This window comes from Caballeronia jiangsuensis (assembly GCF_046030135.1).
GTDB lineage: Bacteria > Pseudomonadota > Gammaproteobacteria > Burkholderiales > Burkholderiaceae > Caballeronia > Caballeronia jiangsuensis.
In genome coordinates, this window is the sequence record NZ_JAQQDB010000007.1 from 184731 (window position 1) to 211502 (window position 26772).

Here is a 26772-nt window from a genome sequence, read left to right on the forward strand (position 1 = left end):
GCCTAGCATGCTCTCCAGGGTCGATTTTTCAGGAGAGAGACATTGCTGTTGCATACCGAAGCAATCGCGGCGGACGCGCAGAAAGTGCCGCCGAAGCTGGAGCGTTGTGTGATCGTCGTCGATGAAGCGTTGCCGCCGGGCAAGGCGTCGAACGCTGCGGCGGTCGTGGCGTTCACCCTGGGCCAGCGCCACAGCCGTCTCGTCGGTGCGCCTTTGGTCGAGCGGGACGGCACGGCGCATCCGGGCCTCATTCCCATCGGCATTCCGGTACTGAAGGCAACCGCTCTTCAACTGAGCGAGCTTCGCCGGAAATCGCTCGCCCAGTGTGACGTTGTGGACTTTCCCGTACAAGGGCAGGCCACCACGGATTACGCCATGTTCCTCGAAGCCGTCGAGGGGCACGCCGGCGAATCGCTTCAATATCTGGCGGTCGGACTGGTCGGCCCCAGGAACCGTGTCAGCAAACTGGTCGGCGGTTTTTCGCTGTTTGCATGATGGAAGCGCGGATTACATCGGAGCGCATCGGTCAGATCTGGTGTGTGAGTTTGAACCGCCCCGACAAGCGAAACGCGCTCGACGGTCTGATGTTCGATGCGCTGGCGAACTCGCTGCGCCTCGCACAGGGCGACGAACGCGTGCACTGCGTACTGCTGCAAGGAGCCGGCGAGAGCTTCTGCGCGGGGCACGACACCGCTGCGTTCCACACACTGTGGCCGCAAGCCGACGACGGTTCGGTCCGGCGATGCATCGCGGCGTTCGCCGAGCAGCCCAAGCCGCTGATTGCCGCTGTCAATGGCGCGGCTGTTGGATTCGGCGCCACGATGCTGTTACACGCGGACTGGGTGGCCGCCGGCGAAAGCGCGACCTTCCGGTTTCCGTTTTCCGATCTCGGTATCGTGCCCGAAGCGGGAGCGACAGCGTTGCTGGCTCGCAGGGTAGGCGATCTCGCGGCACGCGACTGGCTGATGAGCGGCCGTGCGGTAACGGCATCGGAAGCCTTGCGGCACGGCTTTGTGTCCCGCGTAGTACCTGACGCGGACGTGCGCGCCGTTGCAAACGAATACGCCCAGCGCCTCGGCGCTAAACCGCCGGGTGCTTTGCAGACCACGCGGCGTTTGATTCTGGAAGGCGCTACGTTACCGGCGCGAGAGGCGATCGAGCGGGAGTTCTTCCATCTCAATGCCTTCATTCCGGCGTGCATCTGGAGATCGATTCCTCATGGCTAAAGTTCACCTTGTTCACGCTCACCCCGAACCGCACTCGTTCTGCTCGGCAATGGCCCGCGAGGCCGAACGCGTACTGAAGTCGCGCAATCACGATGTGAGCTTCTCTGACCTGTATGCGCTCAACTTCGATCCCGTGGTTCGCGCCAGCGAGTTCACCGATCGCGCCAACAAGGACTATCTGGTCTATGCACTGGAGCAACGGCACGCGCTCGAGCACGATGCGCTTGCACCCGACGTGCGGCGAGAGGTCGAGGCACTGTTGGCCAGCGACACGCTCATGCTCGTGTTCCCGCTTTACTGGTTCTCGGTGCCCGCGCTCATCAAGGGCTGGATCGACCGCTGCTTTCTGTCGGGCGCGATGTATGGCGGCAAGCGCATCTACGGGCGCGGCGGCATGGTCGGCAAGCGCGCCGTGATCGGCGTGACACTCGGTGGCCGGGAACACATGTTCGGCGCGCAAGGCATTCATGGTGAACTGGCGAGCGGCATGCTGCGTCATCTGCTGCAAGGCACGTTGGGATATGTGGGCTATGAAGTGGTTGAGCCGTTCTTCGCCTGGCACGTTCCCTATTGCTCGGACGCCGAGCGGGCCGACACATTGGCGCGCTGGTGCGATTTCATCGATAGTCACGGCACGCGACCGCGCATCACGATGCCGCTGCTCCAGGATTATGATGACGTGTTCAGAGCACTTCCACGGACGGTTTCATCATGAAAGCTGCATCGGCGATTCGTTCGGTCAAGGTCTGGCGCGCACCCGACGTCATGGACGCCGTCATGCTGAAGGGCCAGTTCGTCGGCCACCGGTATCCGCCGCACGCACACGATACGCATTGCCTCGCGGTCATTACCGGCGGGGAATTGGCGGTCGAGGTTCGGGGACAGCGGCGCATATGCCGGCGCGGTGACGTCATCGTCATCGATGCCGACGTGGTGCATTCAGGCGCCGCTGCCGGTGACGGTCAATGGAAGATGCGCGTCGAACATGTGCAGCCTGCGGAACTGGCCGCCTACTGTGACCGGCTTGGCATTCCGCGGCGCGAGCGATTCGAACTGGAGAGCCCGTTTGTCGTCGACAATGCGTTGTCGCGGCACCTCTACGGCGTGAACTGGTGTTCCGAGAAAAACGACGATCCTTTCAAGCGCAGCGAGGCCCTGGCCTGCGCTATCGTTGGCTTGTACGCGCGCTACCCTGGGCGCTCCGGCGACCTGCCTACAGTGCGAAGCGAGCCTGCTCTGGTACGTGCAATAAGGCGTCGCTTGCGCGAAGACTTTCATGCGAGGGTGACGTTGTCGACGCTTGCGTCGGAGTTCGGCGTTACGCCGTTCGTGCTGTTACGCGCTTTCGTGCGCGAGGCGGGACTGAGCCCTCATGCCTTTCAGCAGCAGGAGCGCTTGCGCGCAGCGATGCCGATGCTGCGCGACGGCAGGCCTATTGCAGAAGTCGGCGCCCGAACCGGCTTTGCGGACCAGTCACACTTCACGCGCGTCTTCAAGCAGCAGACGGGCGTGACACCGAAGATCTATCAGGCTGCGTTTTCTTGAATCGTTCGACGAATATTCGGTCATAGCAAGCGTGTGACGATCATCGCGCGGCCAATGCCGCCGCCAGGCCATTTCCGCTTTAAACCCCCTTCGAACCCACCGCATGGCATGACCGATAAAATCGTGCGAATCACTCACGGTTAATGCCATGCCGCTCAATCCCGATTCCCCTCTCGCACGTCTCATGAATGCTCCGGTGAGGCCGGGCAAAGTCGTATGGATAGGCTTGCGCGGCACGCGGCGTCGACCGCTCGACGTGGTCGAATTCGCACTCGCGCTGACGGACGGCGGTCTCGAAGGCGATCACAACAGCCGCAAGGGCGGCAACCGGCAAGTGACGCTGATTCAGGCGGAGAGCCTGCGCGCGATAGCGAGCCACCTCGGTCTCGATGACGTTTCGCCCCTGGATTTGCGGCGCAATATCGTCACGGTGGGCTTGAATCTTCACGCGCTGAAGGACCGGCGCTTTCGTATCGGCGGCGCGGTGCTGGAAGCGAGCGGGGAATGTCATCCGTGCTCGCGCATGGAAGAGGCGTTCGGCGTGGGTGGCTATAACGCGGTGCGTGGATTCGGCGGTATCACGGCGCGCGTCGTCGAAGGCGGCAGGATCGATCTTTCGAGCGTGATCGAGCCTCTGCGCTGATCGCGATACAGGCGAACAGCGTTTTCGAGGTCGAGCGGGATTACGTGTATCGTCGTTCCTGCTACCGTGCGTCGGCGCGCGCAAGTCATGCCGACCCGCTTCTCCAGGAGACATCTCATGTGCCGCTGGCTCGCCTATTCCGGCAAACCGCTTCAGCTCGAAACCGTACTGTTCAACGCGAAGCACTCGCTGATCGATCAGAGCCTGCATTCGCGGCTTGGCCACACGACGACCAACGGCGATGGCTTCGGAATCGGCTGGTACGGGCATCCGACCGACATTCCGTTTCGCTATCGCTGTATCCAGCCGGCATGGAGCGATCGCAATCTGCGTGAAGCCGCGCGCGCGATTCACGCGCCGCTGTTCGTTGCGCATATTCGCGCGGCGACCGGCACGCCGTCGCAGGAAACCAACTGTCATCCGTTTCGTCACGGCCGGTGGCTGTTTGCACACAACGGCCTCGTGCGCAACTTTCCGGTGATGCGCCGCGATCTCATGGTTGCGATCGCACCGGAGCTATTCCCGTCGATCGAAGGATCGACCGATTCCGAAGTGCTGTTCTTCCTCGCGCTCACATTCGGTCTGGAACTGGCGCCTGTCAGCGCGCTCAAGCGAATGGTGGCGTTTGTCGAGGAAACCGGCCGCCGCCACGGCGTGGAGAATCCGCTGAACATGACCATCTGCGCAACCGACGGCGAGCAGATCGTCGCGGTGCGCTATTCGAGCGAAAGAGAGTCGCGCTCGCTGTTTCACAACACGTCGTTCCGTCATCTGCACGAGTTGTATCCCGACGATCCACGCATCGCGATGGCCGGGGAAGATGCGTTTCTGGTTCTGTCGGAGCCGCTCGGCGATTTGCCGGGATGGTGGCAGGAGATTCCGGAGAGCACGGTAGTCGTGGCGCAAGGCGGCGAGATCGAGCAGTTTCCTTTCGAGCCGCAAGCAGCATGAGTGCCTCGCGCGGGATCTCGAGTCAGCTCGCCGGCCCGCTCATTCCAGGCTAATTCACCGGTTGTAACCTGCTTTGCATCGGCGGTGCATGCAAGGCAGCCTCAGAAACGAGACGACATATGCGCTGCGGCAAACGCCGAACTAACCCGACAAGGAGCACATCATGTCCGCACTCTTTTCTCGCCTGGTCGGCTGGCTGATTTCCCGCTACAGCGTGTCTGCGCATCGCGCCCGTTACGCTCGTTACGCAGCGGCGGATGATCGCGGCGATCTTCAACATCGCATGCGCCAGATCGAAGAAGAGGTCCGCGCGAACGGCATGCCGCTGCGCGGCGCGGTATCGCGTGACAGGCATGCGTTTGCTCGCATCGTGATCGACCAGGACGACAGCGCGCGGCGAAAAGAGCCGGTCTGATCGCCTGCGCTGGCCGTCGCAAGTTGCGACATCCTCATACGACAAAGCTTCGTCAAAGTGTCCGAAACTGCGACACGTCTCCCCAAAACCCGCCCGGAGTCATGCGCGTATCGCGTAGCCGATTGCCGCGAAGACGTGCAGGTATCCGGGTTCTCCGCGCATCGGTCTTCATTGGCGTAATCCTTGCTCCAGAGGCTCCGCGGGCAGCGCCGCGCTGACTCGACGATAACGACCAAGGAGACATAACGTGAAGGCTGCCGTGCTGCATGAGTACGACGAAACCTTGTCCCGCGACGAATTCGTTCGCTATGAAGACGTCGAAACGCCCGACATCGTCAGGCCGACCGACGTGATCGTCCGCATCGGCGGAGCAGGCGTGTGCCGCACCGACCTGCACGTCGTCGAGGGAATCTGGCGCAGCAAGGTCGATGTCGCGCTGCCCTACATCATGGGCCACGAGAACGCCGGCTGGGTCGAGGCCGTCGGGCGCGCCGTCGAAAGCGTCAAGGTCGGCGATCCGGTCGTCTGTCATCCGCTCGTCACGAGCGGCCACTGTCTCGCGTGCCGGCGCGGCGACGACATGCACGCGACCGAGAGCCGCTTTCCCGGCATCAACGCGAATGGCGGTTACGCCGAATATCTGTCGACCGGCGAACGCTCGCTGATCCGTCTGCCATCCACGCTCGCGCCGAAGGACGTCGCGCCCTACACCGATGCCGGCCTCACCGCATATCGCGCCGCGAAGAAGGCGTCGCGTCACTTGCTGCCCGGCCAGTTCGCCGTGGTGATCGGTGCGGGCGGACTGGGGCATATCGGCATTCAGGTGCTCAATGCATTGTGCGCGGCGGAGATCATCGTCGTCGATCGTTCGGAAACCGCGCTGGCGCTGGCGAAAGAGTGCGGCGCGCATCACACCGTGCAAGGCGGTGAAGGCGACCTGGAACGCGTGCTCGAACTGACGCACGGCAACGGCGCGGAAGCCGTGATCGATTTCGTCGGCGAAGGCGATGCCATCGCGAAAGGTCTCGCGATGACGCGCAACGCGGGCTTCTACTACATCGTCGGCTATGGCGGGAAGATCGAGATCCCGACCATCGACATGATCACGAGCGAAAAGACCATCGTCGGCAATCTGGTCGGCACCTATCCCGAACTCGTCGAGCTGATGGCGCTCGCGGATCGCGGGCTCGTGCATCTGGCCACGCGCGAATACCGGCTGAGCGACGCGAATCAGGCGCTCAAGGATCTGCATCACGGCAGGATCAAGGGACGCGCGGTCCTCATTCCCTAGCAGCCGGTCAACAGGACTCGAACGGAGAGCGTCATGGCGGCGCAAGGCAATGTCACGCCCATCTCGGAGCGCGTGCGGCTCGTGATCGCGCTGACGCAGATCAATTCGGATCATCTGCGCAGCAAGAGCCGCGTCGCGGGCGTCGAGATCGAGCTGGAGGGCGCGCTGGCGGCGAGTCCGCCCGAAGCGCGCACGTCGCAGCAATGTCTGAACATCGAGATGCTGCGCGAACGGCTGCACGAGGCGAACGAATCGATGCGCGCGCTCGAGGAAGAACGCGCGCGTCTCACGGCTGCGCTGGCGGACTTGGAAGCGGCGGCGCGCCGGATCTCGGAACCAGGGAGATGAACATGACGACCGATGCAACCACGAAAGAAGCGTTCTTCGAACGGCTGGGCGCGCTGTCCGACGAGATGATCGGCGTGTTCGGCCGCGACTTCGCGATGGGCGCGCTGATCGTCGCCGCGCGCTGCATCGCGCAAGGTCAGCCGGTTCAGAACGAATCCACGCCTGCGAACGGCCCGTGAACGATGTCGCAGATTAGTACACCGTATGAACGCGCACGTCGCGTTCCACGACACGATGGCGAGCGCAGCCTTGCCGAATGGGCCCGAAGCGCATGGCACGCTTGTCGCTCTATATCGGGCCGTGCCGACGAAAGCGGCGCATGTGTTGGTGATCACGGATCTGCGCGCGAGAAGCCGCCGGTCCCCCTGTAACCGGACAAGGAGAGCTCGATGTCAGATGCATTAACGCTCAACAAGATCACGTCCCAGCGAGGAATCAGCATCGGCGAGGCGGCCAAACGCGTCGCGGATCTCGGCTGGACACCCAGTTACGTTCAGGAAGCGATGACCTTCCCGACCGACTACAAGATCAGCAAGGCGCCGCGCGATCCCATGAAGCAGGTGCTGCGCTCGTATTTCCCGATGCAGGAGGAGAAGGACAACCGCGTCTACGGCGCGCTCGACGCGGCGCTGCGCGGCGACATGTTCCGTAATGTCGAGCCGCGCTGGGTCGAGTGGATGAAGCTGTTCCTCGCGATCATCCCGTTTCCGGAAATCTCAGCCGCACGCTCGATGGCGATGCTCGGCCGTCTCGCGCCCGGAGAAGAACTGCGCACCGGCTTCACGATGCAGATGGTCGATGAGTTTCGCCACTCGACGATCCAGATGAACCTGAAGAAGTGGTACATGGAGAACTACATCGACCCGGCGGGCTTCGATATCACCGAAGCCGCGTTCGGCAAGTGCTACGCGACGACCATCGGCCGCCAGTTCGCGGAAGGCTTTCTGACGGGCGATGCCGTGACGGCCGCCAACGTGTTCCTGCAGGTGGTCGCGGAAACCGCCTTCACCAACACGCTGTTCGTGGCGATGCCATCGGAAGCGGCGCGCAACGGCGACTATGCGTTGCCGACCGTGTTCCTCTCCGTGCAGTCGGATGAGAGCCGGCACATCGGCAATGGTCACTCGCTGATGATGTCGGTCATCAACGATCCGGACAATCACCTGCTGCTCGAACGCGATCTGCGCTATGCGTTCTGGCAGAACCACGCCATCGTCGATGCGGCCATCGGCACGTTCATCGAGTACGGCACGACCGATCGCGACAAGAAGAAGGAGTCGTATGCGGAGTTGTGGCACCGGTGGATCTACGAGGATTACTACCGCACCTACATGCTGCCGCTCGAAAAGTACGGCATCAAGATTCATCACGACGATGTCGCCGCCGCGTGGGATCGCCTCGTCAAGAAGAACTACGTGCACAAGGTCGCGCAATTCTTCTCGGTCGGCTGGCCGGTGAACTTCTGGCGCATCGAGGCGCAGACCGAGAAGGACTTCGAGTGGTTCGAGCATAAGTATCCGGGCTGGTATGCGGAGTTCGGCGACTACTGGAAGTGGTATGCGAAGAAGAGCGTGCCGGGCGAAACCAACATGCTGTTTGATCAGGAGAACGGCTATGTGTATCCGCATCGGTGCTGGAGCTGCCTCGTGCCGTGTCTGATCCGCGAGGACTTCTGCGTCGATGAAGTCGACGGCAAGCTCTACACGTATTGCTCGGAGCTGTGCCGCTGGACGCACAAGGTCGCGTTCGCGTCGGAATACGAAGGCCGTCCGACGCCCGCGATGGGCCGCTTCAGCGGCCGCCGCGAATGGGAAGAGGTCTATCACGGCTGGGATCTCGCGGATTGCATCAAGGATCTCGGCTTCGTTCGCAGCGACGGCAGGACGCTCGTGCCGCAACCGCATCTGCGCTTCGACAACCGCGACATGTGGACGCTCGATCATGTTCGCGGCCACACCATCCAGAGTCCGATCGTGCTGTTGCGGGAGATGACGCCGGAGCAGCGCGAGAAGCACATCGCGGAATATCGCGCGGGCTTCACGATCAATCCGTGCAGTTGAGACGGGCCTGCGGCCCGCTGCGTTCGTGCGCAGCGGGCCGCGACGAGCATGGGAAAACCTATGAGCGATTCGAATCAGACGCATACGGTCCGCTTCGAGCCGGTCGGCGTCGAGATGTCCGTCGCGGAGGGCGAGACGGTGCTGGAGGCGGCGTTCCGGCAGGGCATCGCCGTCATGCACGGATGCAAGGAAGGGCAGTGCAGCAGTTGCAAGTCGCTGCTCGTCGAGGGCGACGTCGAGCTGAAGAAGTATTCGACCTTCGCGTTGCCGGACTACGAAAAGGAGTCGGGTCATATTCTGCTGTGCAGGACGCTCGCCTACAGCGACCTGACCGTCGAGCTGCTGAACTACGACGAAGACCTGATGCGCCGCTCGATACCCGTAGCCGAATACGACGCGACGGTCACGAGCATCGCGCCGCTCACGCACGACATCCGTCTGCTCGAAGTCGAACTGAGCCGTCCGTTGCGCTTCTGGGCCGGCCAGTACGTCGATCTGACGATCCCGTCCGCGGGCATCACGCGCTCGTTCTCGATGGCCAATCCGCCGGATGGCGAAAGGCGGCTGCGCTTCATCATCAAGAAGTATCCGAACGGCGCGTTCTCTTCGCTGCTCGACGATGGCCTGAAGCCCGGCGACCGGCTCGTTGCCAAAGGCCCTTACGGCACGTGTTTTCGGCGCGAGGATCAGCCCGGTCCGATGGTGCTGGTCGGCGGCGGTTCGGGCATGTCGCCGTTGTGGTCGATCCTGCAGGATCACGTGCAAAGCGGCGAAGAACGGCCCGTGCGCTTCTTCTACGGCGCGCGCACCCGCCGCGACCTGTTCTATCTCGACGAGTTCGCGGACTTCGCCGAGCGGCTGCCGGACTTCCGCTTCATTGCGGCGCTGTCGAATGCCGAACCCGGCGACGACTGGACGGGCGACACGGGTTTCATCCATGAAGTCGTGAGCCGAACGTTGCGCGAGGAATCGCTCGCGGGCGACATCGACGCCTACGCATGCGGTCCCACGGCGATGATCGACGCCGTGATTCCCGCGTTGCAGATGGCGCGCGTGGAACCGGAGCGGCTCTTCTTCGACAAGTTCACTCAGGCGGTCCGATGATCGATTCATCGGTGCACAAGGCTAAGTAAAGGAGACGCGACATGAGTACAGTGACGGAGCATTCGGCAGCGCTCAAGTCGGGCGCCGCGGGCGCGGCGCAATTCGTGGGCTGGGACAGCCGCAAGTACAACTATTTCGAGCCGAAGGGCCGCAAGGCGAGCCATTACGAGGACATGACCGTCGATGTGCAGCCGGACCCGAAGCGTTATCTGATTCAGGACTGGATCCTTCAGTTCGCCGACGGCACGCCGACCTACTCGGAAACGTGGACCGCGGCGAAAAGCTCGGACTGGCACACGTTCCGCGCGGTCGATGAGGAATGGGAGCGCACGCATTATCAGCGTCAGTCGACCATCGTCGGGATGGTTACGAATGCGATCGCCAATGCGCGGCGCACGGGCGCGGTCAAGCGTTTCGACAAGGCGTGGGTGAAGGTGCTGGAGCAGCATCTGGGCGCCTACAAGCATGCGGAATTCGGGCTCGGCACCGCGACCATGCACGCGCAACGCTACGGCTACACGCAGATGATCAACAGCGCGATCCTGACGAACGCTTCGTACAAGCTGCGTTTCGCACAGGACCTGACGCTGTATCTCGGCGAGATCGCGCTCGACCTGCCCGGCTTCGATCTCGATGCCGGCAAGAAGCACTGGCTCGAAGATCCGCTCTGGCAGCCGACGCGCCTCGCCATCGAGACGATCGGCGGCGCGACCGATTACCTTGAAAAGTATTTCGCCGTCAATGTGGTCTTCGAGCCGCTCGTGGGAGATCTGTTCCGCAGCGGTTTCATCATGCAGATCGCGGCCGCGCAGAACGACTTCGTGACGCCGACCGTCGTATCCGCCGCCGAAGGGGACTACGAGCGCAATCTCGCCAACGCGGTCGAGCTGTTCCATATGCTCGCGAACGATCCGGCGCACGGCGAAGCGAACCGCGCGCTGTTCGGAGCGTGGCTCGAAAAGCACGGCGCGCTCGCCGCAGACGCGGCCAGGCACTTGCAGCCGGTCTGGTCGATTCCCCATGCGAAGGCGGCGCAATTCACCGATTGCCTGAACAGTTCCATCGAGCGTGCGGAACTGATCGCCAAGGAGATCGGCATTCCGTCTTCACTCGCGATCGAAGCCTGAGACTCGTTTGAATCCACCGCGAACAGGAGCAGCTCATGTCAGTGCATACCGACAACATCTTCAAGTCGATCAAGGATCTTCGCTTCGAGCAGACCATCTCGCATCAGTGCGGCGTGACGATGAACGACAGCGTCGAGGCTCGCGCGATCGCCGAGCTCATGGGAAGCAAGCCGGGCATCACGGTCACGTATCTGCCGGCGATGATCCGCATCGACGGGCAGGACAAGATCGAGTTCAGGATGGGCGAAATCAGCGAAGTGCTGGGCCGCGAGATGACGCCTCATCTGTTCGAGATATCGACGTCGACGCATTACGGCCGCATGGTGATGGTCGATGACGACACCGTCGTGCTGTTCGGCAATATGGAAGACGCGATGGCCTACGAATGAAAACGCGCGACGGCGCGCAGCGCGCGCCGCTGTCCGGCAACCCCACGGAGACACACACATGTTCAGAACTCAGGACGGCGAGGAGATTTTCATCATCGACGGGCACGTTCATCTATGGGACGGCAGCAAGGCGAATCTGAAGAACGTGCACGGCCAGCAGTTCATCGACTGCTTCTATGCGTATCACAAGAATCTGAGCCCGAAGGATTATCTGTGGCCGAAGGAGAAGTTCGACAAGTACGGCGAAGAAGTCATGTATGAAGACCTGTTCGTCACCGGCTACGACGACATGGCGATCTGCCAGCCGACCTATCTCACCGATTTCTACAAGAACGGCTTCAACACCACCGAGGCGAACTACGTGGTGAAGAAGAAGTATCCGCACCGTTTCATCGTGAACGGCGCGTTCGATCCGCGCGATGGCGAAGCGGGCCTGGAGCGCCTGAACGAGCTTGCCGAGCTATACAAGATTCAAGGCGTGAAGCTCTATACGGCGGAATGGCGCGGCGACAGCAAGGGCTACAAGCTGTCCGATCCGGGCGCGTATCGCTTTCTGGAGCGATGCGAGCAACTTGGCATCAGGAACATCCACGTGCATAAGGGCCCGACGATTCTGCCGCTCAACCGCGATGCCTTCGACGTCGCGGATATCGACGATGTCGCGACGAGCTTCCAGGGACTGAACTTCATCGTCGAGCATTGCGGGCTGCCGCGCCTGGACGATTTCTGCTGGATCGCCACGCAGGAAACGAACGTCTATGGCGGGCTCGCCGTCGTGCTGCCGTTCATCCACACGCGGCCCGAATACTTCGCGCATGTGATTTCGGAGTTGCTGTTCTGGATCGGCGAGGACCGCATTCTCTACGGCAGCGATTACGCGATCTGGTCGCCGAAATGGCTGATCGAAAAGTTCATGGCGTTCGAGCTGCCGGAATCGGTCAGCAAGGAAACGGGCGTGAAGCTGACGCTGGAGGCGAAGAGAAAGATCCTCGGGCTGAATGCGGCGCGCCTGTACGGCATCGATATCGACGCGCAGAAGAAGCTGCTCGAAGAGGCGCCGCGCGCTGCGGTGGCGCACGCATGAGCGGCGATCGCGCGCAGCAGGTCTGGGCGCGACTCGCATCCGTCGTCGATCCGGAACTCGACGAGCCGGTGACGGAGCTCGGCTTCGTCACCACCGTCGAGGTCGATGCCGAAGGCGGCGTGGACATCGCGTATCGTCTGCCGACTTACTGGTGCGCGGCGAACTTCGCGTATCTGATGGCGTCGGACATGCGCGCGGCCGTCGCGGGCCTGCCGTGGGTGACGCGCATCGGCCTCACGCTCGACGAGCACATGTACGCGGACGAGATCAATCGCGGCATGGCGCAGAACCTGACGTTCCAGCGAGCCTTCGGAGACGCCGCCAGCGACGATCTCGACGAGGTGCGCCGGACGTTTCTCGTCAAGGCGTTCCAGCGCAGGCAGGAGGCGCTGCTGTCGCATTTGCTCGCCAAAGGGCACGAAGGGGCGAAGCTGCTCGCGCTCGCCACGGACGAGCTTGCCGCGCTCGGCGACGATCCCGAAACCGGGCGTCTCATCCGGCGATACCTCGAGCGCCGTGATGTCTGCACGCACGAACTCGCCTTCGTCGATACCAACAGCGCGCCCATCGATCCCGCGACACTCGGCGCTTATCTGCGCGCGCTGCGGCGCGTGGGCGTGAATGCCGAATTCAACAGCGCGCTCTGCCGTGGCCTGCTCGCGGCCCGCTATGGCGATGTAGAGGAGCAGCCGATTCATTTTTTCCCGCGACCGCTCGAACCAGACAACCATAAACCGGAGACAGGAGCACACGATGCCCAACATCATGCTGCATGACGAAGAAGCGCGCGCGGCGCTCGGACGCGGCGTCGGCAAGCTCGCGCGCGCGGTCAGCGCCACGCTCGGGCCGAAAGGCATGAACGCGATCATCGACCGGCCGATCGGCTCGCCGATCATCTCGCGCGACGGCGTGAGCATCGCGAGCGAGATCGAGCTGGAAGATCCGTTCGAGAACATCGGCGCACAGGTCGTGCGCGAAGTCTCGAAGCAAACAAACGAAGTCGCCGGCGATGGCACGACCACGGCCACCGTGCTCGCGGATACGCTCGTGCAGCAAGGTCTCGAATGTCTCGCGGACGGCGCGAACCCGGTCGAGCTCGTGCAGGGGCTCGACGCGGCGGTGAACGAAGTCATCGCTGCGCTCAGGCGCGCGGCCACGCCGCTGCGCGGGCCGGAGGAAGTGCGCGCGGTCGCCGTCGTCGCGGCCAACGACGACTTCACCGGCGGTCTCGTCGCCGAGGCGCTGGAGCGCGTGGGGCCGGACGGCATCGTCGATGTCGAGTACGGCACGACCGTGGAGACGCGGCTCGAAGTGGTCGACGGCATGGCGTTCGATCGCGGCTATCTCTCGCATCACATGGTCACGGACATCGAACGCATGCAGGTGGTGCTCGACAGCCCGCTCATCCTGATGACCGACCAGCGCCTGCAAAACCAGGCCGAAGTGACGGCGCTGCTCGCGCTCGCGAACGCAAGCAAGCGGCCGCTGCTGATCATCGCGGAAGAGGTCGCGCCCGCGTGCGTCGTCACGCTGCTCGCGAGCCGCGACAACGGCGGCCCCGCGGTCGCGGCGATTCATCCGCCCGAATACGGCCACTGGCGCAAGGCCATGCTGGAGGACATCGCGATCGTCACCGGCGGGCGCGTCATCGCGCGCGATCTCGGCGGCAGGCTCGAAGCCGTCGAAATGCGTGATCTCGGCAGCGCGCGGCAGGTCCGCATATCGTCCAACCAGACCATCATCACCGCGGGTGGCGGCGATCCGGCGGCCGTGGCGGCGCGCCGCCAGCAGGTCGCGCGTCAGTACGAGATGGCGCCGGAAAACGTCGAGCGCGACAAGTTCGAAGTCCGGATGGCGAAGCTTTCGGGCGGCACCGCGATGATCCTCGCCGGCGGCGCGACACCCGTCGAGCAGAAGCGCCGTCTGCATCTGATCGAGGATTCGATCAACGCGGCGCGCGCGGCGATCGCGGAGGGGATCGTGCCTGGAGGGGGCACGGCGTTGCTGCGCGCATCGGCGCAACTGGATGACCTGATCGGACGCACGCGCGGCGCGGCGCAGCTGGGCGCGCTGCTGCTCAAGCGGGCGCTGGAGAAGCCGCTCTTCACGATCGCGTCGAATTGCGGACTGGACGGCCATGCGATCGTCGCGCAGGTGGCGGCGGCCGGCCGCGGTGTCGGACTCGATGCGCGCACCGGCGAGATCGTCGATCTGCTGGAGCGCGGCATCATCGATCCGGTGAAGGTGACGTATAGCGCGGTGCGCAATGCGGCATCCGTCGCCGGACTGATTCTGACGACCCAGACGCTGATCGCCAAAAAGCCCGATCTCGCCGATCCGACAGCCGGGCCGGCGCTCGGCGCGGGCGCCGAACTGCTCGGGAGAAAATAGGCCGCCGGCCTTGTGCGTCGCGGCATGCTGCCGGCCGCCGGAAGCGTTTCCCCAAAAGGGCGCGGCGCACGCGTGAGGTCTATACTCAGCGGACGATGCCGCGCAGCCGCCGGGCCCTTTGCCCGGGGCTAGCCGGCACGTCCTCGCGAGTCGCGCCGAGGTCCGCCGCAGAGCGGGCCGCGCGTCCCCACCTCGTACGGAGGAGACACATGACGAGGCGCCTCATCGGCATGCCGGCTGATGACGATTCCGCAAGCGAACGCGGTATCGCCGGCCGGACACGACCCGACGTGAACGCTGGATTTCATTCGGACAGCAGCACCATGCTCGCGTGGGAACGCTTTCTGGCGGGCGAAATCACGACCGCCGCACCGACCGAACTGATCGCGTCGTGGAAGCGGAGTCTGCAATCGGGCGTCAATCCGACCTCGGGCGCGGCGCCGTTCGCGGTGCATGGCGATGCAATCGACGCGCTGCGCTGGCGTCATCGCGAACTGCTGGCGGCATCGGACCGGCTGTTCATGGCGACGGCGGACCTCTTCGCGGATTCGTCCTCGATTCTGCTGCTCACCAATGCCGACGGCGTCATTCTCAAGGCCGCCGGCGACCTGCGCACGCTCGACGCCGGCGAAAAAATCCATTTGATGACGGGCGGCGACTGGCGCGAGGCGACGGCCGGGACCAACGGCATCGGCACGGCGCTGGCGACGCGCCAGCCGACCTATATCCACGCCTCCGAGCATTTCTGCGAAGGCATCAAGGCGTGGAGCTGCGCCGCCGCGCCGATCTGCGAGCCGGGAACGGGCGCGGTGCTCGGCGTGCTGGACATTTCGGGGCCGCCATCGACGTATCAGATCAACAATCTGACGCTCGCCGTGACGGCCGCGCGGCAGATCGAAATGGTGCTCGCGGAGCAGGTGGCGCGCGAGCAGATGCGCCTGCTTGCGTATTGCCTGCAACGGCTGTCGTCGGCGGATGCGGCGGGGCTCATCGCCATCGACCGGCGCGGGCGGCTCGTGCACACCACCGCGCGCATTGCGCTGCCCATCAACCTGGGCGAGCGGTTTCCCGGCATGAGCGAGCATTGCCCGATCGAAGACTGGCCGAATCATCTTCCGCAAGGCCTGCGGCCGGAATGGTTCGATCCGGTCGTCGCGGACGGCGAAGCGATCGGGGCGATGCTCATCGTGCCGGCGCCTTCCGGGCTTGCGGGCGCGTCGCGTCTGACGAGCGGTGCGCGGCGCGTCGGCGTGCAGGTTCAGGGGCGCAGCGAGGCCGATCCCAAACGCAACTGCTTCGCGCAGATCATCTGTCAGAGCGTGGCGATGCAGCGCGCCATCGAGCGCGGACGGCAGCTTGCGCGGCGCCGGGTGCCGGTGCTGATCGAAGGGCAGACGGGCGTCGGCAAGGAGCTTTTCGCGCGCGCGATCCACGGCGAGGAGTCGGGCGAGGGTCCGTTCGTGGCATACAACTGCGGGGCGGCGTCGAAGGAGCTGATCGGCGCGGAACTGTTCGGGCACGTGCGCGGCGCCTATACGGGCGCGACGGCGGAAGGGCGGCCCGGGCGCTTCGAACTCGCGCACGGCGGAACGCTGTGCCTCGACGAAATCGGCGAGTTGCCGCTCGATCTTCAGCCCATCCTGCTGCGCGCGCTTGAAGAAGGCGTGATCTACCGACTCGGCGATACCCAGCCGCGCCGCGTCGATGTGCGGCTTCTCGCCATGACGAACCGGAACCTGCGCGAAGAGGTCGAGTGCGGGCGTTTTCGCGCGGACCTCTACTATCGCGTCGGTGTGACGCGGATCTGCATTCCGAGCCTGCGCGAGCGCGACGGCGACGTCGATCTGCTGATCGAGCACTTCAATCGCGCGATCGCGCTACGGCATGGCGTGCCGGCGAGAGAGTTCGCGGACATCGTGATGGAAGTGCTGCGCGCTTATTCGTGGCCTGGCAATGTGCGCGAACTGCGCAATCTCGTCGAGAACCTGCTGCTCACGTCCAATGACAAGCGCGTGATGCTGGCCGAATTGCCCGCCGAGGTGCTCGATGAATCTCCCGCCGCGCGCGACAGCGTGACATCCGGCGCCGCGCCGGGCACGGGAAGTCTTGAGGAAACCGAGCGATTCGCCATTGCGCGGGCGCTGCGGCAGGCGCAGGGCAACATGGCACAGGCCGCGCGTGCGCTGGGCGTGTCGCGCAGCACGCTGTATCGAAAGATGGAGCAGTACCGGATTCGCGCCGAGGCTTCGGTGGTCTCGTCGCATTAGTTCTTTTCCAGTCTCCGCGTATTACGAGCGCGCCGGTTCCGAGGCACTTGCTTTCTGACCGGTGGGGGTAGCCTCCCGCTCCGTCCTCGCTCTTCCGTGCTTCACGATCTGGCGAGTCGCCACGTGCCGAACCGTCTTTCGGGCATTTCGAGCCACAATCTCGATATGCTTCTACACGGATAGGCCATGGAACGTCGAGCACAGCTTCCCCCGTTGAATCCCGCCCGGGCGTTCGAGGCGACCGGACGCCTGCTGAGCATTTCCAAGGCCGCTGACGAGCTGGCCGTCACGCCCGCCGCCGTCAGCCGGCAGGTACGTACGCTCGAAACTTACCTGGGCGTCGATCTGTTCGAGCGGGTGAGAGGGCGGCTGGAGCTGACGTCGGCGGGCGCGCGGTATCTGGCGGAACTCATGCCGCTCTTCGCATCCCTGCGCGAAGCCACCGACAGCCTGCGATCGTCCGAGCGGCGTGCCCGCGTGCTCAAGATCCGCTCGCCCGCGACCTTCGCGGTGCGCTGGCTGATTCCGCGTCTCGCGAGCTTTCATCGGCTGCACGAAAACATCGACGTGCAACTCACGACATCCCCGGCTCCGCTGAATTTTGCGCGTGAGGACATCGACGGCGGCATTCAGCTAGGCGACGGCAAGTGGCCCGGCCTGCGCGTGCAACGTCTGATCGCGAACGAGCTGGTGCCTGTCGCAGCGCCTTCCAGACAGGTCAAGGCACGCTCGCAGTTGCAGGGCGAGACGCTTCTGCACACGCTCGCGCGCCCGGAAGACTGGACCTTGTGGCTGAAGGCGGCGGGCCTTCCCTTGAACGCGCGACGCCGCGAGATGCGCTACGAAACGTCGCTGCTCGCGTACCAGGCGGCGATAGAAGGGCACGGTGTCGCGATCGCGCAAAAGGCGCTGGTGCGTGGCGAACTGGAAAGCGGCCTGCTCGTCACACCGTTTTCATTCGAGCTCGATCGCGGGCATCACACTTACTACTTCGCGTGGCCGACGGAGCGTGCGCAATCGGATGCATTGAAGATTTTTCGCCGATGGCTGCTTACGTTGCTCAGCGAATAGGTCCGACCAGCCGCCGACCTTTTAACAAAAAGTCAACGACTCGTTTCCAAATTGTAGATTGTCCGACAGGCCGGTGAGTACCTATTCTCGTCGGCATGATTCGTCACTGTGGCGAGTCACGAGACAGGACAATCACAAATGCCAAGAGACAGCCTCAACGGCGTGCGGGTGATCGATTTCTCGCACGTCCTCGCCGGGCCGGTCTGCTCGATGACGCTCGCCGATCTCGGCGCGCACGTCGTCAAGATCGAGCCGCCCGACGGCGAGATCGGGCGGCGCATCGGGCCGCCGTGGATAAGCGGTGAAAGCCCGGCCTTCATCAGCGTCAACCGCAACAAGTACAGCGTCGCGATCGATCTGAAAACCGATGCAGGGCGCGAGGCCGTTCGCCGCATGCTGCTGGAGGCGGATGTGCTGGTCGAAAACTTCCGGCCCGGCGTGATGGCGTCGATGGGACTCGACTTCGACGCATTGCGGCAACTGAATCCCCGGCTCGTCTACTGCTCGATCTCCGCGTTCGGCCAGACGGGCGCGAATCGCAAGCGGCCTGGCGTCGATGGCGTGATCCAGGCCGTCAGCGGTCTGATGAGCACGCTCGGCACGACGAGCGCCGAGCCGCTCAAAGTCCCGATCCCCGTCGCCGACATGATGGGCGGCTATCTCGCGTCGATCGCGATTCTCGGCGCGCTGCATCAGGTTCGCACGGGCGGCGGCGGGCAGCATCTCGACGTGAGTCTCTACAACGCGACGCTGATGCTGCAGCAGATCGGCTTCGCCGCGTTCTTCGCGTCCGGAAGCGAACCGGAAAAGACCGGCAGTGCTGCGCCTTACGCGTGCCCGAACGAAGCGTTCCCAACGCGGGACGGCTGGATGATGGTCGTCGCCTACCATCCGGAACGATGGCACGCGCTATGTGAGGTGCTCGCTTCGCCGTCACTCGAAGCGGATCCGCGATTCGCCACCAACGACGATCGCGTGCGCCATCGCGCGACGCTGCATCACATACTCGCCGCGCGCTTCGTCGAACGCACGACTGCGGACTGGATGGAACGGCTCGCGGCGCGCGACATTCTGTGCGCGCCCGTCGCAACTTACGGCGATGTCGTCGAAACAGCGGAGTACGCCGAGTGCGGACTGGCGCAGACGATCGATCATCCGGTCGCGGGCGCGATGCGCACGCACGGTTTCGCGCTCGGTCCATCCGATCGCCCGAGCGCGCCGGATTTGCCCGCGCCGCTGACGGGCCAGCACACGCTGCAGATGCTGGAGCGATACGGCTTCGCCGAAAGCGAGATCGCGGGCCTGCTGAACGCGGGCGTCATCCGCGTGGGCCGCGCATCGCGCGAAACCAGCGATGAAGACCGCAAGGTGAGCGCATGAGCGCCGCGATGATCCGGCACGAACGACGCGGACAGGTCGCGCTCGTGCGTCTCGCGTCGGACAACCCGCTCAATCCACTGACCGACGCGTTGATGGATCAGCTGATCGACGTCCTGCTGCGCAACGAAGCCGACCCGCAGATTCACGCGACCGTTCTGACAGGGTCCGACAGAGCTTTCGCCGCCGGCGCGGACATCGTCGCGATGTCGAAGCTCGATTACGCAAACGCATTCTCGGATGACTACATCGGCCGTAGCTGGGACCGCATCCGCGCGGCCCGCAAACCCATCATCGCGGCGGTAGGCGGCTATGCGCTCGGCGGCGGTTGCGAACTGGCGATGATGTGCGACATCGTCATCGCCGCGGACGACGCGCTCTTCGGTCAGCCGGAGATCAAGCTCGGCATCGTGCCGGGCGCGGGCGGCACGCAGCGTCTGCCGCGCGCGGTTGGCAAATCGACCGCGATGCTCGCGTGTCTGACCGGCGAGCCGCTCAGCGCCCGCGAGGCTCTGGCTTACGGACTCGTGTCGAAGGTCGTCGCCCGCGAACGGTTGATCGACGAAGCGATGCGCGTCGGCGAACAGATCGCGCGTCATTCGCTGCCGGTGATCGTCGCGATCAAGGAAGCCGTCAATCGCGCGTTCGAGTCGTCGCTATCGGAAGGACTTCTGTTCGAGCGGCGGCTATTTCACGCGGGCTTTTCGCTCGCCGATCAGAAAGAAGGCATGGCCGCGTTTCTGGAACGCCGTCAGGCGGCATTCCAGAACCGGTAGCGGCCGGGAAAACAATCAGGAGACTTCTTCGTGTCAACACATGCAAACGATGCCGGTTCACTGGTCGAATCGTCCGTCGATGACGGCGTGCTCACGCTCACGCTCAACAGCCCGAGCGACGGCAACGCGCTGAACGTCGCGATGACGGAGGCGCTGTCGGACGCACTCGAGCAGATCAACGACCGGCGCGACGTGCAGTGCGTGCTGCTGCGTTCGTCGTCGCCGCACTTCTGCACGGGCGGCAACGTGAAGGACATGCAAAGCGGCAGCGATCTCATGAGCGGCAGTGTCGAGGATGTACGCGACCGCCTGCATCGCAGCCTGCACAGAATCACGCGCGCGCTGAGCGGTCTCGATGTGCCGTCGATATGCGCGGTGAATGGCGCCGCGGTCGGAGCGGGCTGCGACCTTGCGTTGATGTGCGATATCCGCGTGGCGAGCACGAAAGCCGTGTTCGCGGAGAGTTTCCTGCGGCTCGGACTGGTGTCGGGCATCGGCGGATCGTGGTTCCTCGCGCGGATCGTGGGCTATGCGAAGGCGCTGGAACTGACGCTGACGAGCGAGTTCATCGACGCCGAAGCGGCGCTGGGCCTCGGCATCGTGTCGAAGGTGGTGCCCGGGGACGCGCTCGACATCGATGCCCGGTCGCTGGCGAAGCGCATCGCGCAGAACCCGCCGACGGCGCTGCGCATGGCGAAGCGGCTCGTGCGCGAAGCGGCCGATGCATCCCTTGCGACGACGCTCGAAATGGCGGCAAGCATGCAGGCCATTCTGTTGTGCGGTCGCGAGCACAAGGAGGCCGTCGGCCGGTTTCTGGAGCAGCAGGCGGCGAAGAAGCGCACACACATGTGATGCGCCGATACGGCCATCGCGTCGATCGCGCGGGGCCTCACAAAACGAATCACAGGAGACGACCATGTCCACGACTTCCGGAGCACGCAATCCAAAGCCCGGCATGCTGCGGATCATCGCGACATCGAGCCTCGGCACGATGCTCGAGTACTACGATTTCTTCGTCTATGTCGCACTGACATCGACCTTGACGCACCTGTTTCTTCCATCGACGGACCGGACCGTCGCCGCAATGGCGGGCGTTGCCACCTTCGGCATCGCGTATGTCGCGCGGCCGTTGGGCACGATCATTTTCAGCCCGATGGCCGACCGCATCGGACGCAAGAAGACATTCGTCATCACGCTCGCGATCATGGGCGTCGCGACAGTGGGTATCGGCTGTCTGCCGACCTACGCGATGGCCGGCTTGCTCGCGCCCATAGGACTGATCGCACTGCGCGTGGTGCAGGGCATCGCGCTCGGCGGCGAATACGGCTCTGCGGTCGTCTACGTGATGGAGCATGCGCCCGCAGACCGAAAGGGCATGGCGACGAGCGTGCTGCAAGGTACCGCGAGCCTCGGACTGTTGCTGGCGCTGGCGATCGTGTCGGCGCTGAAGTTCGCGCTCGATGCATCGGCATTCGAATCGTGGGGCTGGCGCGTCCCGTTCCTGATCTCGGCGCCGATCGTCGCGGTGGCGACATGGATTCGCCTCGGCATGACGGAAACGCCGGTGTTCGCGGAGATGAAGCAGGCGGGCCGTCTGTCGAAATCGCCGCTGCAGGACACCTTGTCGAGCGCGACGTCGTGGAAAGCGATTCTTGTCGCGATGTTCGGCGCGCAAGGCGGAACGTCGGTGTCGCTCTATACGTCGATCGTCTACATGCTGTACTTCCTGCAAAACGTGTTGAAGGTCGATCCTGCGCGCGCCAATCTGTGCCTCGGTATCGCTATCGTCGTGGCTGCGCCGTTTTATCCCGCATTCGGCCGTTTGTCCGATGCGATCGGCCGCGCGCGTGTGATGCTGATCGGCATCGTGCTGTGGATACTTGCGGTATATCCTGCGTTCGCGGGCATCAGGACGAATGCACTCGCGGGCGGCTGGGCCACGGTGACAATGCTCGTCGCGCTGCTGGCCGTGTTGACGGCGATGATCATGGCGCCGCTGCCCGCGTTCATCGCCGAATGTTTTCCGCCGCAAAGCAGGACCACGGGCTTCGGATTGTCGCAACAACTCGGCAATGTGCTGTTCGGCGGGTTTCTTCCGTTGATCAGTCTTTCGCTCGTCAATCTGACAGGCAACCCGCTTGCCGGCGTCGGATACTCGATCGCGTCGCTGTTGCCCTGTCTTGCCGTCACGTTCTTCTGGGGACTGCGGCAGGATAGGCTCATCCGTCAGCGCAATCGCGAAGTACAGTGCGCAAGCCCTGCGGACGCGGGACAGTTGCCGGTACGCTGAGTCGACCGTGACACGAGGCGCGGCATCGTGATGCCGCGCCTCGCATCGTTCAGGCGAGACCGCTCATGAGCGTGTATTTGACGTGCACATATTCTTCGATTCCATGATGACTACCTTCGCGCCCGTAACCGGATTGCTTCACGCCGCCGAACGGCACCGAAGCCGTGCCGACCGAGCCGGAGTTCAGGATCACCATGCCCGCCTCGAGGTTGCGCGACAGCCGGAACGAGAGGCCCAGCTGGCGCGTGAACGCATAGGCGACGAGACCATATTCGCTGTCGTTGCTGCGTGCAATGACTTCGGCTTCGGTGGAGAAGCGGTAGATCGGGAAGACAGGTCCGAATATTTCGGACGAGGCGATCGGCATATCGTCCGCGACATCGACGAGGATCGTGGGCGCATAGAAAAGTCCGCCTTTCGCGTGCGGATGTCCGCCGAGCACGACCCTGGCGCCGCGTTCGCGCGAATCGTCGACGAGCCTGGCGACCTTGTCGATGGCCGCACGATTGATCAGCGGACCGACGACGAACCCCTCCTGCAGCCCCTGATCGACCGGAATCGCTTCGACGAGCGCCTTCACGCGCTGAACGAACGCGTCATGCACGCTGGCCTGAACATACACGCGGTTCGGCGAGATGCAGACCTGCCCGCTGTTGCGCAGCTTCGCGGACACGAGCGCCTTTGCGGCTTCGTCGAGATCGGCGTCGTCGAAGACGATGAACGGTGCGTTGCCGCCCAGTTCCATCGTCATCTTCTTGAGCGTGCCGGCGCACTGCGCGGCGAGCAACTTGCCGACCGCGGTCGAACCGGTGAACGAGATCTTGCGGATGCGCGGATCGTCGGTGATGAGCTTGCCGATCTGCACGGGGTCGCCCGTGACCATCTCGAACACGCCTTCCGGAATGCCGGCGCGGCGCGCGTATTCGAGCAGCTTGTACGCGGTCAGGGGCGTTTCCTCTGCAGGCTTCAGGAGGATCGTGCAACCTGCTGCGAGCGCGGTCGCGACCTTGCGCGTGATCATCATGAACGGGAAATTCCATGGCGTGATCGACGCGACCGGCCCGACAGGTTCTTTCGTGACGATCACCGCCGCGTCTTTCGCGTGAGTGGGGATGGTATCGCCGTACATGCGTTTCGCTTCCTCCGCATACCATTCGACGAAGCCCAACCCATATTCGATTTCGCCGATGGCTTCCGACACGCACTTGCCGTTCTCGCGGCAAATCAGCTCGGCGAACGCGGTCTTGTCGGCGCTGACGAGGTCGAACCATTTGCGCAGCAGTTCGCTCCGTTCGCGTGCCAGAGTGCGCGACCAGGCCGGAAAGGCCGCGCATGTGCGGTCGATGGCGGCGCGCACCTGCGCTTCCGAATGATGTTCGACTTGCCCGACACGCGTGCCGTCGGCGGGATTGATTACATCGATCATGCTTTATTCTCCGAAGTGAGTGAGCCTTCTCGGCGCATCGACGCGTCGTGATTCGCGTGTGCGATGCATGATCGAATGTTAGGAATGTTGCGACGAGACGAGAACGCATGATCGTCTGCGAAGCTTGCCCGATTCTATGAACGCACTGTTATCGAATTCGAAGTATGGAAACGCACCGCTCTCCCAAGTTGCCGACGATGGAAACCGAAGCCGCTGCGCTGGCTCGCGTGCACGCTTCGATGGTGAGCCGCCTGCTGGAGCTCGCGCCGAACGAAGGCTATAACGCGACGCCGATGCCGGACATTCGCCTGTTGCGATCGAATCGTCCGCTCACGCGCACGCCGGTGCTCTACGAGCCGGGTATCGTGGTCATCGCGCAAGGCCGCAAGCGCGGTTATCTCGGCAGCAAGGTGTATGTCTACGATGCGCAGCATTATCTTGCCGTCGCCTTGCCGCTGCCGTTCTCGATGGAAACCGACGCCACCGCGGACGAACCATTGCTCGCGGTGTACGTGCGCCTCGAACCGACGCTTGCCGCCGATGTGTTGCTGCAGATCGACGAGCGCAACGGCGTGGTGCCGGGCGAGCCGGGTGGCATGGCCACGACGAGGCTCGATGTGGCGCTCGGCGAAACCATGCTGCGGTTCCTCGATGCGATGCGCGATCCGCTCGAAGCCGCGCTTCTGGGGCCGACCCTCGTGCGGGAGATCTACTTTCGCGTGTTCATCGGAGAGCAGGGCGCTTCGATGCGCGCGGCGCTCAACCTCGATGGCAACTTCGGGCGCATATCGAAAGTGCTGCGCATGATTCATTCGAGTTATGCCGAGGCGCTGACGATCGAAGCGCTCGCAAGGGAAGCGGCAATGAGCGTGCCGTCGTTTCATCTGCACTTCAAGGCGGCCACGAACACTTCTCCGCTGCAGTACATCAAGTCGACGCGACTCCATCAGGCGAGGCTATTGATGGCGCGGCAAGGCATGACGGCGGCTGCGGCGAGCGCGCGGGTGGGCTATGAGAGCGCGTCACAGTTCAGCCGCGAGTTCAAGCGGCTCTTTGGTGGCACGCCTTCGGAAGAATTGCGGCGAATGAAACGGAATTTTGCAATCCCGGAGGCGGCGTCGGGGTCCGCGCTATATGTTTCGTCGCATTGATTCGGCGGGTGAAGGGGGTCGACTATCGTCTTCGTGGAATCTGGACGATAGAGCTTCGAGCGATGTCGAGTTCCTCGGGCCTCGATCCGCTGACTGGCCGAGCGCACCAACGAAGAGGCGAAGCAGCAGCGCTCAGGTACGCTTCTTCTGGGCCTTCGGTGGCGCGCCCGATGACGCTCTCACGATCAACTCGGCTTCCAGTTCAACGCTTCGGGCGGTACCCGGTTCTGAAAGCTCGGAAAGAATCATCTTTGCAGCATTGGTTCCGATTGCAGCGCTCGGAACACGGACGGTAGTAATCGGTATGGGTAGCTCGGACATGAGCTCGAAATCGTCGAATCCGGCAATGCTCAGGTCGCCGGGAACCTTGTAGCCTTGCTGCATCGCTTCGAGCATTGCGCCCATTGCAAACGAACCGTTGCCGCAAATCACCACGGTCGGCGGCTGCGGCGTGTTCATCACTTTCGAAAAGAGTTGTCGTCCGACGCGCGCGCCCCACACGCCGTCGACCATGTGAGCGGCGGATATGCCCAATCCGTGCTCTGCAAGCGCATCGCGCACCCCTTCACGTCGGGCCTGCGCGCGATCGTTGGTATCGGTGTGCTGCGACAGCATCGCAAAACGGCGATGCCCCAGACCGACGAGATAAGTCGCGAAGTCGAAGAATGCGCGGTGGTTATCTACACCCACGCAAAGCGCATCGCTGTTTTCTCGATAAACGAATGTGTTGACGAACGGAATCCGACGCTGCAATAGAAGGGGTTGCAGATCTCGATGATGAGCTTCGCCCACCAGTACGACAGCATCGACTCCGCGTTCGAGCATGGTTCTGACTTGTCGATATTCGCGATCGAGGTCGTACTCCGAGCAACCGAGCAGAAGCGTGTATCCAGCCTGTTCGAGCGATTCCTGGAGCGCCTGTATGGCTGAAGCGAAATGCTCATTCGCCAGCGTCGGGAAGACTGCACCGATTGTTCCGGTCCGGTGAGTTGCAAGTGCTCGCGCTGCGGCGTGCGGCACCCAGCCGAGATGATCGATCGCGACCATGATGCGGGAGCGCAACTCGTCCGAGACGACCGTCGGATTGTTCATCACTCTGGAAACGGTCGCCGATGACACGCCGGCAAAGCGAGCGACGTCCCGCAAGGTCACCCCCGAGGTGCGCGACCGTTTGCCGGGCGCGTGCGGTTCGGCCGCTTCTGCTGATATTGGTTTGCTCTTCGCCATGCGTGGGGATGGTCGGATTCGCGCGAGGTGATCGATTATATCAACGCCTTTCCTCGTCACGCCGCTCCTAAGCGAAGATGTTTACGTAGTAGACCTACAGATATGGTTGTAATCACGAGAACCAGGAAACGTCCGTTCGGCCGCCTCGCGGCAAACAGAACGGTTTGCGCGCCGCGGTGTCCGCATCAGGCCTACGGCAGGTTGAGACGCCTCATTCAAATGGATCCAAAAGCCGGATTCGATAACCGGGTATACCCGCGTAAAGGACGTCAATTCCAGTGCTGGCGCGGCTCACACCCACGATCCGGGAAATTCCCTACATAGCTTTCACTCAAGATTGAATAGAGTTCAATCAACGAACGTCGTAAGATCTTGATGTCTTTTCAGGCACCAGACGCAGCTCGGATCGGCGCGCCCGTGCTTTCAAAAAACGCTTGAACGATCGCTGCACTTCACTCGCGGAAGGAGACACAGATGTCAATGAAGTTATCGTCGCGGCAGGTCGATGGCCTGCAAAGCGGGAACGGAGGGCAACCGGGAGCGGCCGAACGCCCCAAGCCACGTCCGTCCGCCGGAATGCGCAAGATCAGGCGGCTCGGCTGGAATCTGCTTC

The 26772-nt window shown here is 63.4% G+C and carries 26 protein-coding genes; 24 read left to right on the forward strand and 2 right to left on the reverse strand.

Features of this window, described 5'->3' with window-relative positions:
* The first annotated feature begins 42 nt into the window (after positions 1 to 42).
* From PQR08_RS09950 to PQR08_RS10060, 23 genes are all read left to right on the forward strand, one after another.
* Positions 43 to 495 carry a DUF2000 domain-containing protein gene (locus tag PQR08_RS09950; RefSeq protein WP_250487375.1) on the forward strand — a complete coding sequence of 151 codons (453 nt, stop codon included), beginning with the start codon at positions 43 to 45 and terminating at the stop codon, positions 493 to 495.
* Positions 495 to 1226, forward strand: a complete 732-nt coding sequence (locus PQR08_RS09955) for an enoyl-CoA hydratase/isomerase family protein (RefSeq protein WP_284509234.1) — start codon at positions 495 to 497, stop codon at positions 1224 to 1226. Before PQR08_RS09950 ends, PQR08_RS09955 begins: the two co-directional genes overlap by 1 nt.
* On the forward strand, positions 1219 to 1941 hold the full coding sequence (locus PQR08_RS09960; protein ID WP_250487377.1) for an NAD(P)H-dependent oxidoreductase: 723 nt from the start codon (positions 1219 to 1221) through the stop codon (positions 1939 to 1941). The genes PQR08_RS09955 and PQR08_RS09960 overlap by 8 nt, the downstream gene beginning before the upstream one ends.
* Positions 1938 to 2771 (forward strand): AraC family transcriptional regulator, encoded by an 834-nt coding sequence (locus PQR08_RS09965; RefSeq protein ID WP_250487378.1) that lies wholly within the window; start codon positions 1938 to 1940, stop codon positions 2769 to 2771. Before PQR08_RS09960 ends, PQR08_RS09965 begins: the two co-directional genes overlap by 4 nt.
* 148 nt (positions 2772 to 2919) lie before the next feature.
* Entirely contained in the window at positions 2920 to 3414 is a 495-nt protein-coding gene (locus tag PQR08_RS09970; RefSeq protein WP_250487379.1) for an MOSC domain-containing protein, read from the forward strand.
* A 117-nt stretch (positions 3415 to 3531) separates the two neighbouring features.
* A complete protein-coding gene (locus PQR08_RS09975) occupies positions 3532 to 4365 on the forward strand; it encodes a class II glutamine amidotransferase (RefSeq protein WP_187603492.1) in 834 nt (277 codons plus the stop codon).
* Positions 4366 to 4528: 163 nt separating this feature from the next.
* Entirely contained in the window at positions 4529 to 4780 is a 252-nt protein-coding gene (locus PQR08_RS09980; RefSeq protein ID WP_250487380.1) for a DUF3563 domain-containing protein, read from the forward strand.
* Positions 4781 to 5027: 247 nt separating this feature from the next.
* The gene (locus PQR08_RS09985) at positions 5028 to 6071 is read left to right on the forward strand and encodes an NAD(P)-dependent alcohol dehydrogenase (RefSeq protein ID WP_238289168.1); all 1044 of its coding nucleotides are present in this window, start codon (positions 5028 to 5030) and stop codon (positions 6069 to 6071) included.
* Positions 6072 to 6104: 33 nt separating this feature from the next.
* Positions 6105 to 6419, forward strand: coding sequence for a hypothetical protein (locus tag PQR08_RS09990; RefSeq protein ID WP_250487381.1), 315 nt, complete (start codon positions 6105 to 6107; stop codon positions 6417 to 6419).
* 2 nt (positions 6420 to 6421) lie between these two features.
* On the forward strand, positions 6422 to 6598 hold the full coding sequence (locus PQR08_RS09995; RefSeq protein WP_250487382.1) for a hypothetical protein: 177 nt from the start codon (positions 6422 to 6424) through the stop codon (positions 6596 to 6598).
* Between the two features lie 210 nt (positions 6599 to 6808).
* Positions 6809 to 8479: an aromatic/alkene/methane monooxygenase hydroxylase/oxygenase subunit alpha gene (locus PQR08_RS10000; RefSeq protein ID WP_187603488.1), complete on the forward strand. Its 1671-nt coding sequence runs from the start codon at positions 6809 to 6811 to the stop codon at positions 8477 to 8479.
* 60 nt (positions 8480 to 8539) lie between these two features.
* Positions 8540 to 9583 (forward strand): NADH:ubiquinone reductase (Na(+)-transporting) subunit F, encoded by a 1044-nt coding sequence (locus tag PQR08_RS10005; protein ID WP_250487383.1) that lies wholly within the window; start codon positions 8540 to 8542, stop codon positions 9581 to 9583.
* Positions 9584 to 9624: 41 nt separating this feature from the next.
* Complete coding sequence (locus PQR08_RS10010) at positions 9625 to 10710, forward strand: aromatic/alkene monooxygenase hydroxylase subunit beta (RefSeq protein ID WP_250487384.1); 1086 nt, start codon at positions 9625 to 9627, stop codon at positions 10708 to 10710.
* Between the two features lie 35 nt (positions 10711 to 10745).
* A complete protein-coding gene (locus tag PQR08_RS10015) occupies positions 10746 to 11099 on the forward strand; it encodes an MmoB/DmpM family protein (RefSeq protein ID WP_250487385.1) in 354 nt (117 codons plus the stop codon).
* A 58-nt stretch (positions 11100 to 11157) separates the two neighbouring features.
* Entirely contained in the window at positions 11158 to 12183 is a 1026-nt protein-coding gene (locus PQR08_RS10020; RefSeq protein ID WP_250487386.1) for an amidohydrolase family protein, read from the forward strand.
* Positions 12180 to 12959 carry an iron-sulfur cluster assembly protein gene (locus PQR08_RS10025; protein WP_250487387.1) on the forward strand — a complete coding sequence of 260 codons (780 nt, stop codon included), beginning with the start codon at positions 12180 to 12182 and terminating at the stop codon, positions 12957 to 12959. The genes PQR08_RS10020 and PQR08_RS10025 overlap by 4 nt, the downstream gene beginning before the upstream one ends.
* The gene (locus tag PQR08_RS10030) at positions 12937 to 14574 is read left to right on the forward strand and encodes a molecular chaperone GroEL (protein WP_250487388.1); all 1638 of its coding nucleotides are present in this window, start codon (positions 12937 to 12939) and stop codon (positions 14572 to 14574) included. The genes PQR08_RS10025 and PQR08_RS10030 overlap by 23 nt, the downstream gene beginning before the upstream one ends.
* Before the next feature lie 209 nt (positions 14575 to 14783).
* The gene (locus tag PQR08_RS10035) at positions 14784 to 16841 is read left to right on the forward strand and encodes a sigma-54-dependent Fis family transcriptional regulator (protein WP_250487389.1); all 2058 of its coding nucleotides are present in this window, start codon (positions 14784 to 14786) and stop codon (positions 16839 to 16841) included.
* Between the two features lie 186 nt (positions 16842 to 17027).
* On the forward strand, positions 17028 to 17912 hold the full coding sequence (locus PQR08_RS10040) for a LysR substrate-binding domain-containing protein (RefSeq protein ID WP_250487390.1): 885 nt from the start codon (positions 17028 to 17030) through the stop codon (positions 17910 to 17912).
* A 138-nt stretch (positions 17913 to 18050) separates the two neighbouring features.
* The gene (locus tag PQR08_RS10045) at positions 18051 to 19292 is read left to right on the forward strand and encodes a CaiB/BaiF CoA transferase family protein (RefSeq protein ID WP_187603479.1); all 1242 of its coding nucleotides are present in this window, start codon (positions 18051 to 18053) and stop codon (positions 19290 to 19292) included.
* Entirely contained in the window at positions 19289 to 20065 is a 777-nt protein-coding gene (locus PQR08_RS10050) for an enoyl-CoA hydratase-related protein (protein WP_250487391.1), read from the forward strand. Before PQR08_RS10045 ends, PQR08_RS10050 begins: the two co-directional genes overlap by 4 nt.
* A 30-nt stretch (positions 20066 to 20095) precedes the next feature.
* Positions 20096 to 20917, forward strand: a complete 822-nt coding sequence (locus PQR08_RS10055) for an enoyl-CoA hydratase-related protein (RefSeq protein WP_250487392.1) — start codon at positions 20096 to 20098, stop codon at positions 20915 to 20917.
* 64 nt (positions 20918 to 20981) lie between these two features.
* Positions 20982 to 22355 carry an MFS transporter gene (locus PQR08_RS10060; protein ID WP_250487393.1) on the forward strand — a complete coding sequence of 458 codons (1374 nt, stop codon included), beginning with the start codon at positions 20982 to 20984 and terminating at the stop codon, positions 22353 to 22355.
* Positions 22356 to 22404: 49 nt separating this feature from the next.
* Here PQR08_RS10060 and PQR08_RS10065 read toward each other — a convergent pair whose 3' ends face one another.
* On the reverse strand, positions 22405 to 23781 hold the full coding sequence (locus PQR08_RS10065; protein WP_250487394.1) for an NAD-dependent succinate-semialdehyde dehydrogenase: 1377 nt from the start codon (positions 23779 to 23781) through the stop codon (positions 22405 to 22407).
* A gap of 164 nt (positions 23782 to 23945) precedes the next feature.
* On the opposite strand from PQR08_RS10065, the gene PQR08_RS10070 reads away from it, so the two are divergent.
* On the forward strand, positions 23946 to 24932 hold the full coding sequence (locus tag PQR08_RS10070; RefSeq protein ID WP_250487395.1) for an AraC family transcriptional regulator: 987 nt from the start codon (positions 23946 to 23948) through the stop codon (positions 24930 to 24932).
* 132 nt (positions 24933 to 25064) lie between these two features.
* Here PQR08_RS10070 and PQR08_RS10075 read toward each other — a convergent pair whose 3' ends face one another.
* The gene (locus PQR08_RS10075) at positions 25065 to 26159 is read right to left on the reverse strand and encodes a LacI family DNA-binding transcriptional regulator (protein ID WP_250487396.1); all 1095 of its coding nucleotides are present in this window, start codon (positions 26157 to 26159) and stop codon (positions 25065 to 25067) included.
* Positions 26160 to 26772 lie beyond the last annotated feature (613 nt).

Coding starts and splice junctions, on each gene's coding strand:
- PQR08_RS09955 (WP_284509234.1), top strand. CDS start 495: ATGGAAGCGCGGATTACATCGGAGCGCATCGGTCAGATCTGGTGTGTG.
- PQR08_RS09960 (WP_250487377.1), top strand. CDS start 1,219: ATGGCTAAAGTTCACCTTGTTCACGCTCACCCCGAACCGCACTCGTTC.
- PQR08_RS09965 (WP_250487378.1), top strand. CDS start 1,938: ATGAAAGCTGCATCGGCGATTCGTTCGGTCAAGGTCTGGCGCGCACCC.
- PQR08_RS09970 (WP_250487379.1), top strand. CDS start 2,920: ATGCCGCTCAATCCCGATTCCCCTCTCGCACGTCTCATGAATGCTCCG.
- PQR08_RS09975 (WP_187603492.1), top strand. CDS start 3,532: ATGTGCCGCTGGCTCGCCTATTCCGGCAAACCGCTTCAGCTCGAAACC.
- PQR08_RS09980 (WP_250487380.1), top strand. CDS start 4,529: ATGTCCGCACTCTTTTCTCGCCTGGTCGGCTGGCTGATTTCCCGCTAC.
- PQR08_RS09990 (WP_250487381.1), top strand. CDS start 6,105: ATGGCGGCGCAAGGCAATGTCACGCCCATCTCGGAGCGCGTGCGGCTC.
- PQR08_RS09995 (WP_250487382.1), top strand. CDS start 6,422: ATGACGACCGATGCAACCACGAAAGAAGCGTTCTTCGAACGGCTGGGC.
- PQR08_RS10000 (WP_187603488.1), top strand. CDS start 6,809: ATGTCAGATGCATTAACGCTCAACAAGATCACGTCCCAGCGAGGAATC.
- PQR08_RS10005 (WP_250487383.1), top strand. CDS start 8,540: ATGAGCGATTCGAATCAGACGCATACGGTCCGCTTCGAGCCGGTCGGC.
- PQR08_RS10010 (WP_250487384.1), top strand. CDS start 9,625: ATGAGTACAGTGACGGAGCATTCGGCAGCGCTCAAGTCGGGCGCCGCG.
- PQR08_RS10015 (WP_250487385.1), top strand. CDS start 10,746: ATGTCAGTGCATACCGACAACATCTTCAAGTCGATCAAGGATCTTCGC.
- PQR08_RS10020 (WP_250487386.1), top strand. CDS start 11,158: ATGTTCAGAACTCAGGACGGCGAGGAGATTTTCATCATCGACGGGCAC.
- PQR08_RS10025 (WP_250487387.1), top strand. CDS start 12,180: ATGAGCGGCGATCGCGCGCAGCAGGTCTGGGCGCGACTCGCATCCGTC.
- PQR08_RS10030 (WP_250487388.1), top strand. CDS start 12,937: ATGCCCAACATCATGCTGCATGACGAAGAAGCGCGCGCGGCGCTCGGA.
- PQR08_RS10035 (WP_250487389.1), top strand. CDS start 14,784: ATGACGAGGCGCCTCATCGGCATGCCGGCTGATGACGATTCCGCAAGC.
- PQR08_RS10040 (WP_250487390.1), top strand. CDS start 17,028: ATGGAACGTCGAGCACAGCTTCCCCCGTTGAATCCCGCCCGGGCGTTC.
- PQR08_RS10045 (WP_187603479.1), top strand. CDS start 18,051: ATGCCAAGAGACAGCCTCAACGGCGTGCGGGTGATCGATTTCTCGCAC.
- PQR08_RS10050 (WP_250487391.1), top strand. CDS start 19,289: ATGAGCGCCGCGATGATCCGGCACGAACGACGCGGACAGGTCGCGCTC.
- PQR08_RS10060 (WP_250487393.1), top strand. CDS start 20,982: ATGTCCACGACTTCCGGAGCACGCAATCCAAAGCCCGGCATGCTGCGG.
- PQR08_RS10065 (WP_250487394.1), bottom strand. CDS start 23,781: ATGATCGATGTAATCAATCCCGCCGACGGCACGCGTGTCGGGCAAGTC.
- PQR08_RS10070 (WP_250487395.1), top strand. CDS start 23,946: ATGGAAACGCACCGCTCTCCCAAGTTGCCGACGATGGAAACCGAAGCC.
- PQR08_RS10075 (WP_250487396.1), bottom strand. CDS start 26,159: ATGGCGAAGAGCAAACCAATATCAGCAGAAGCGGCCGAACCGCACGCG.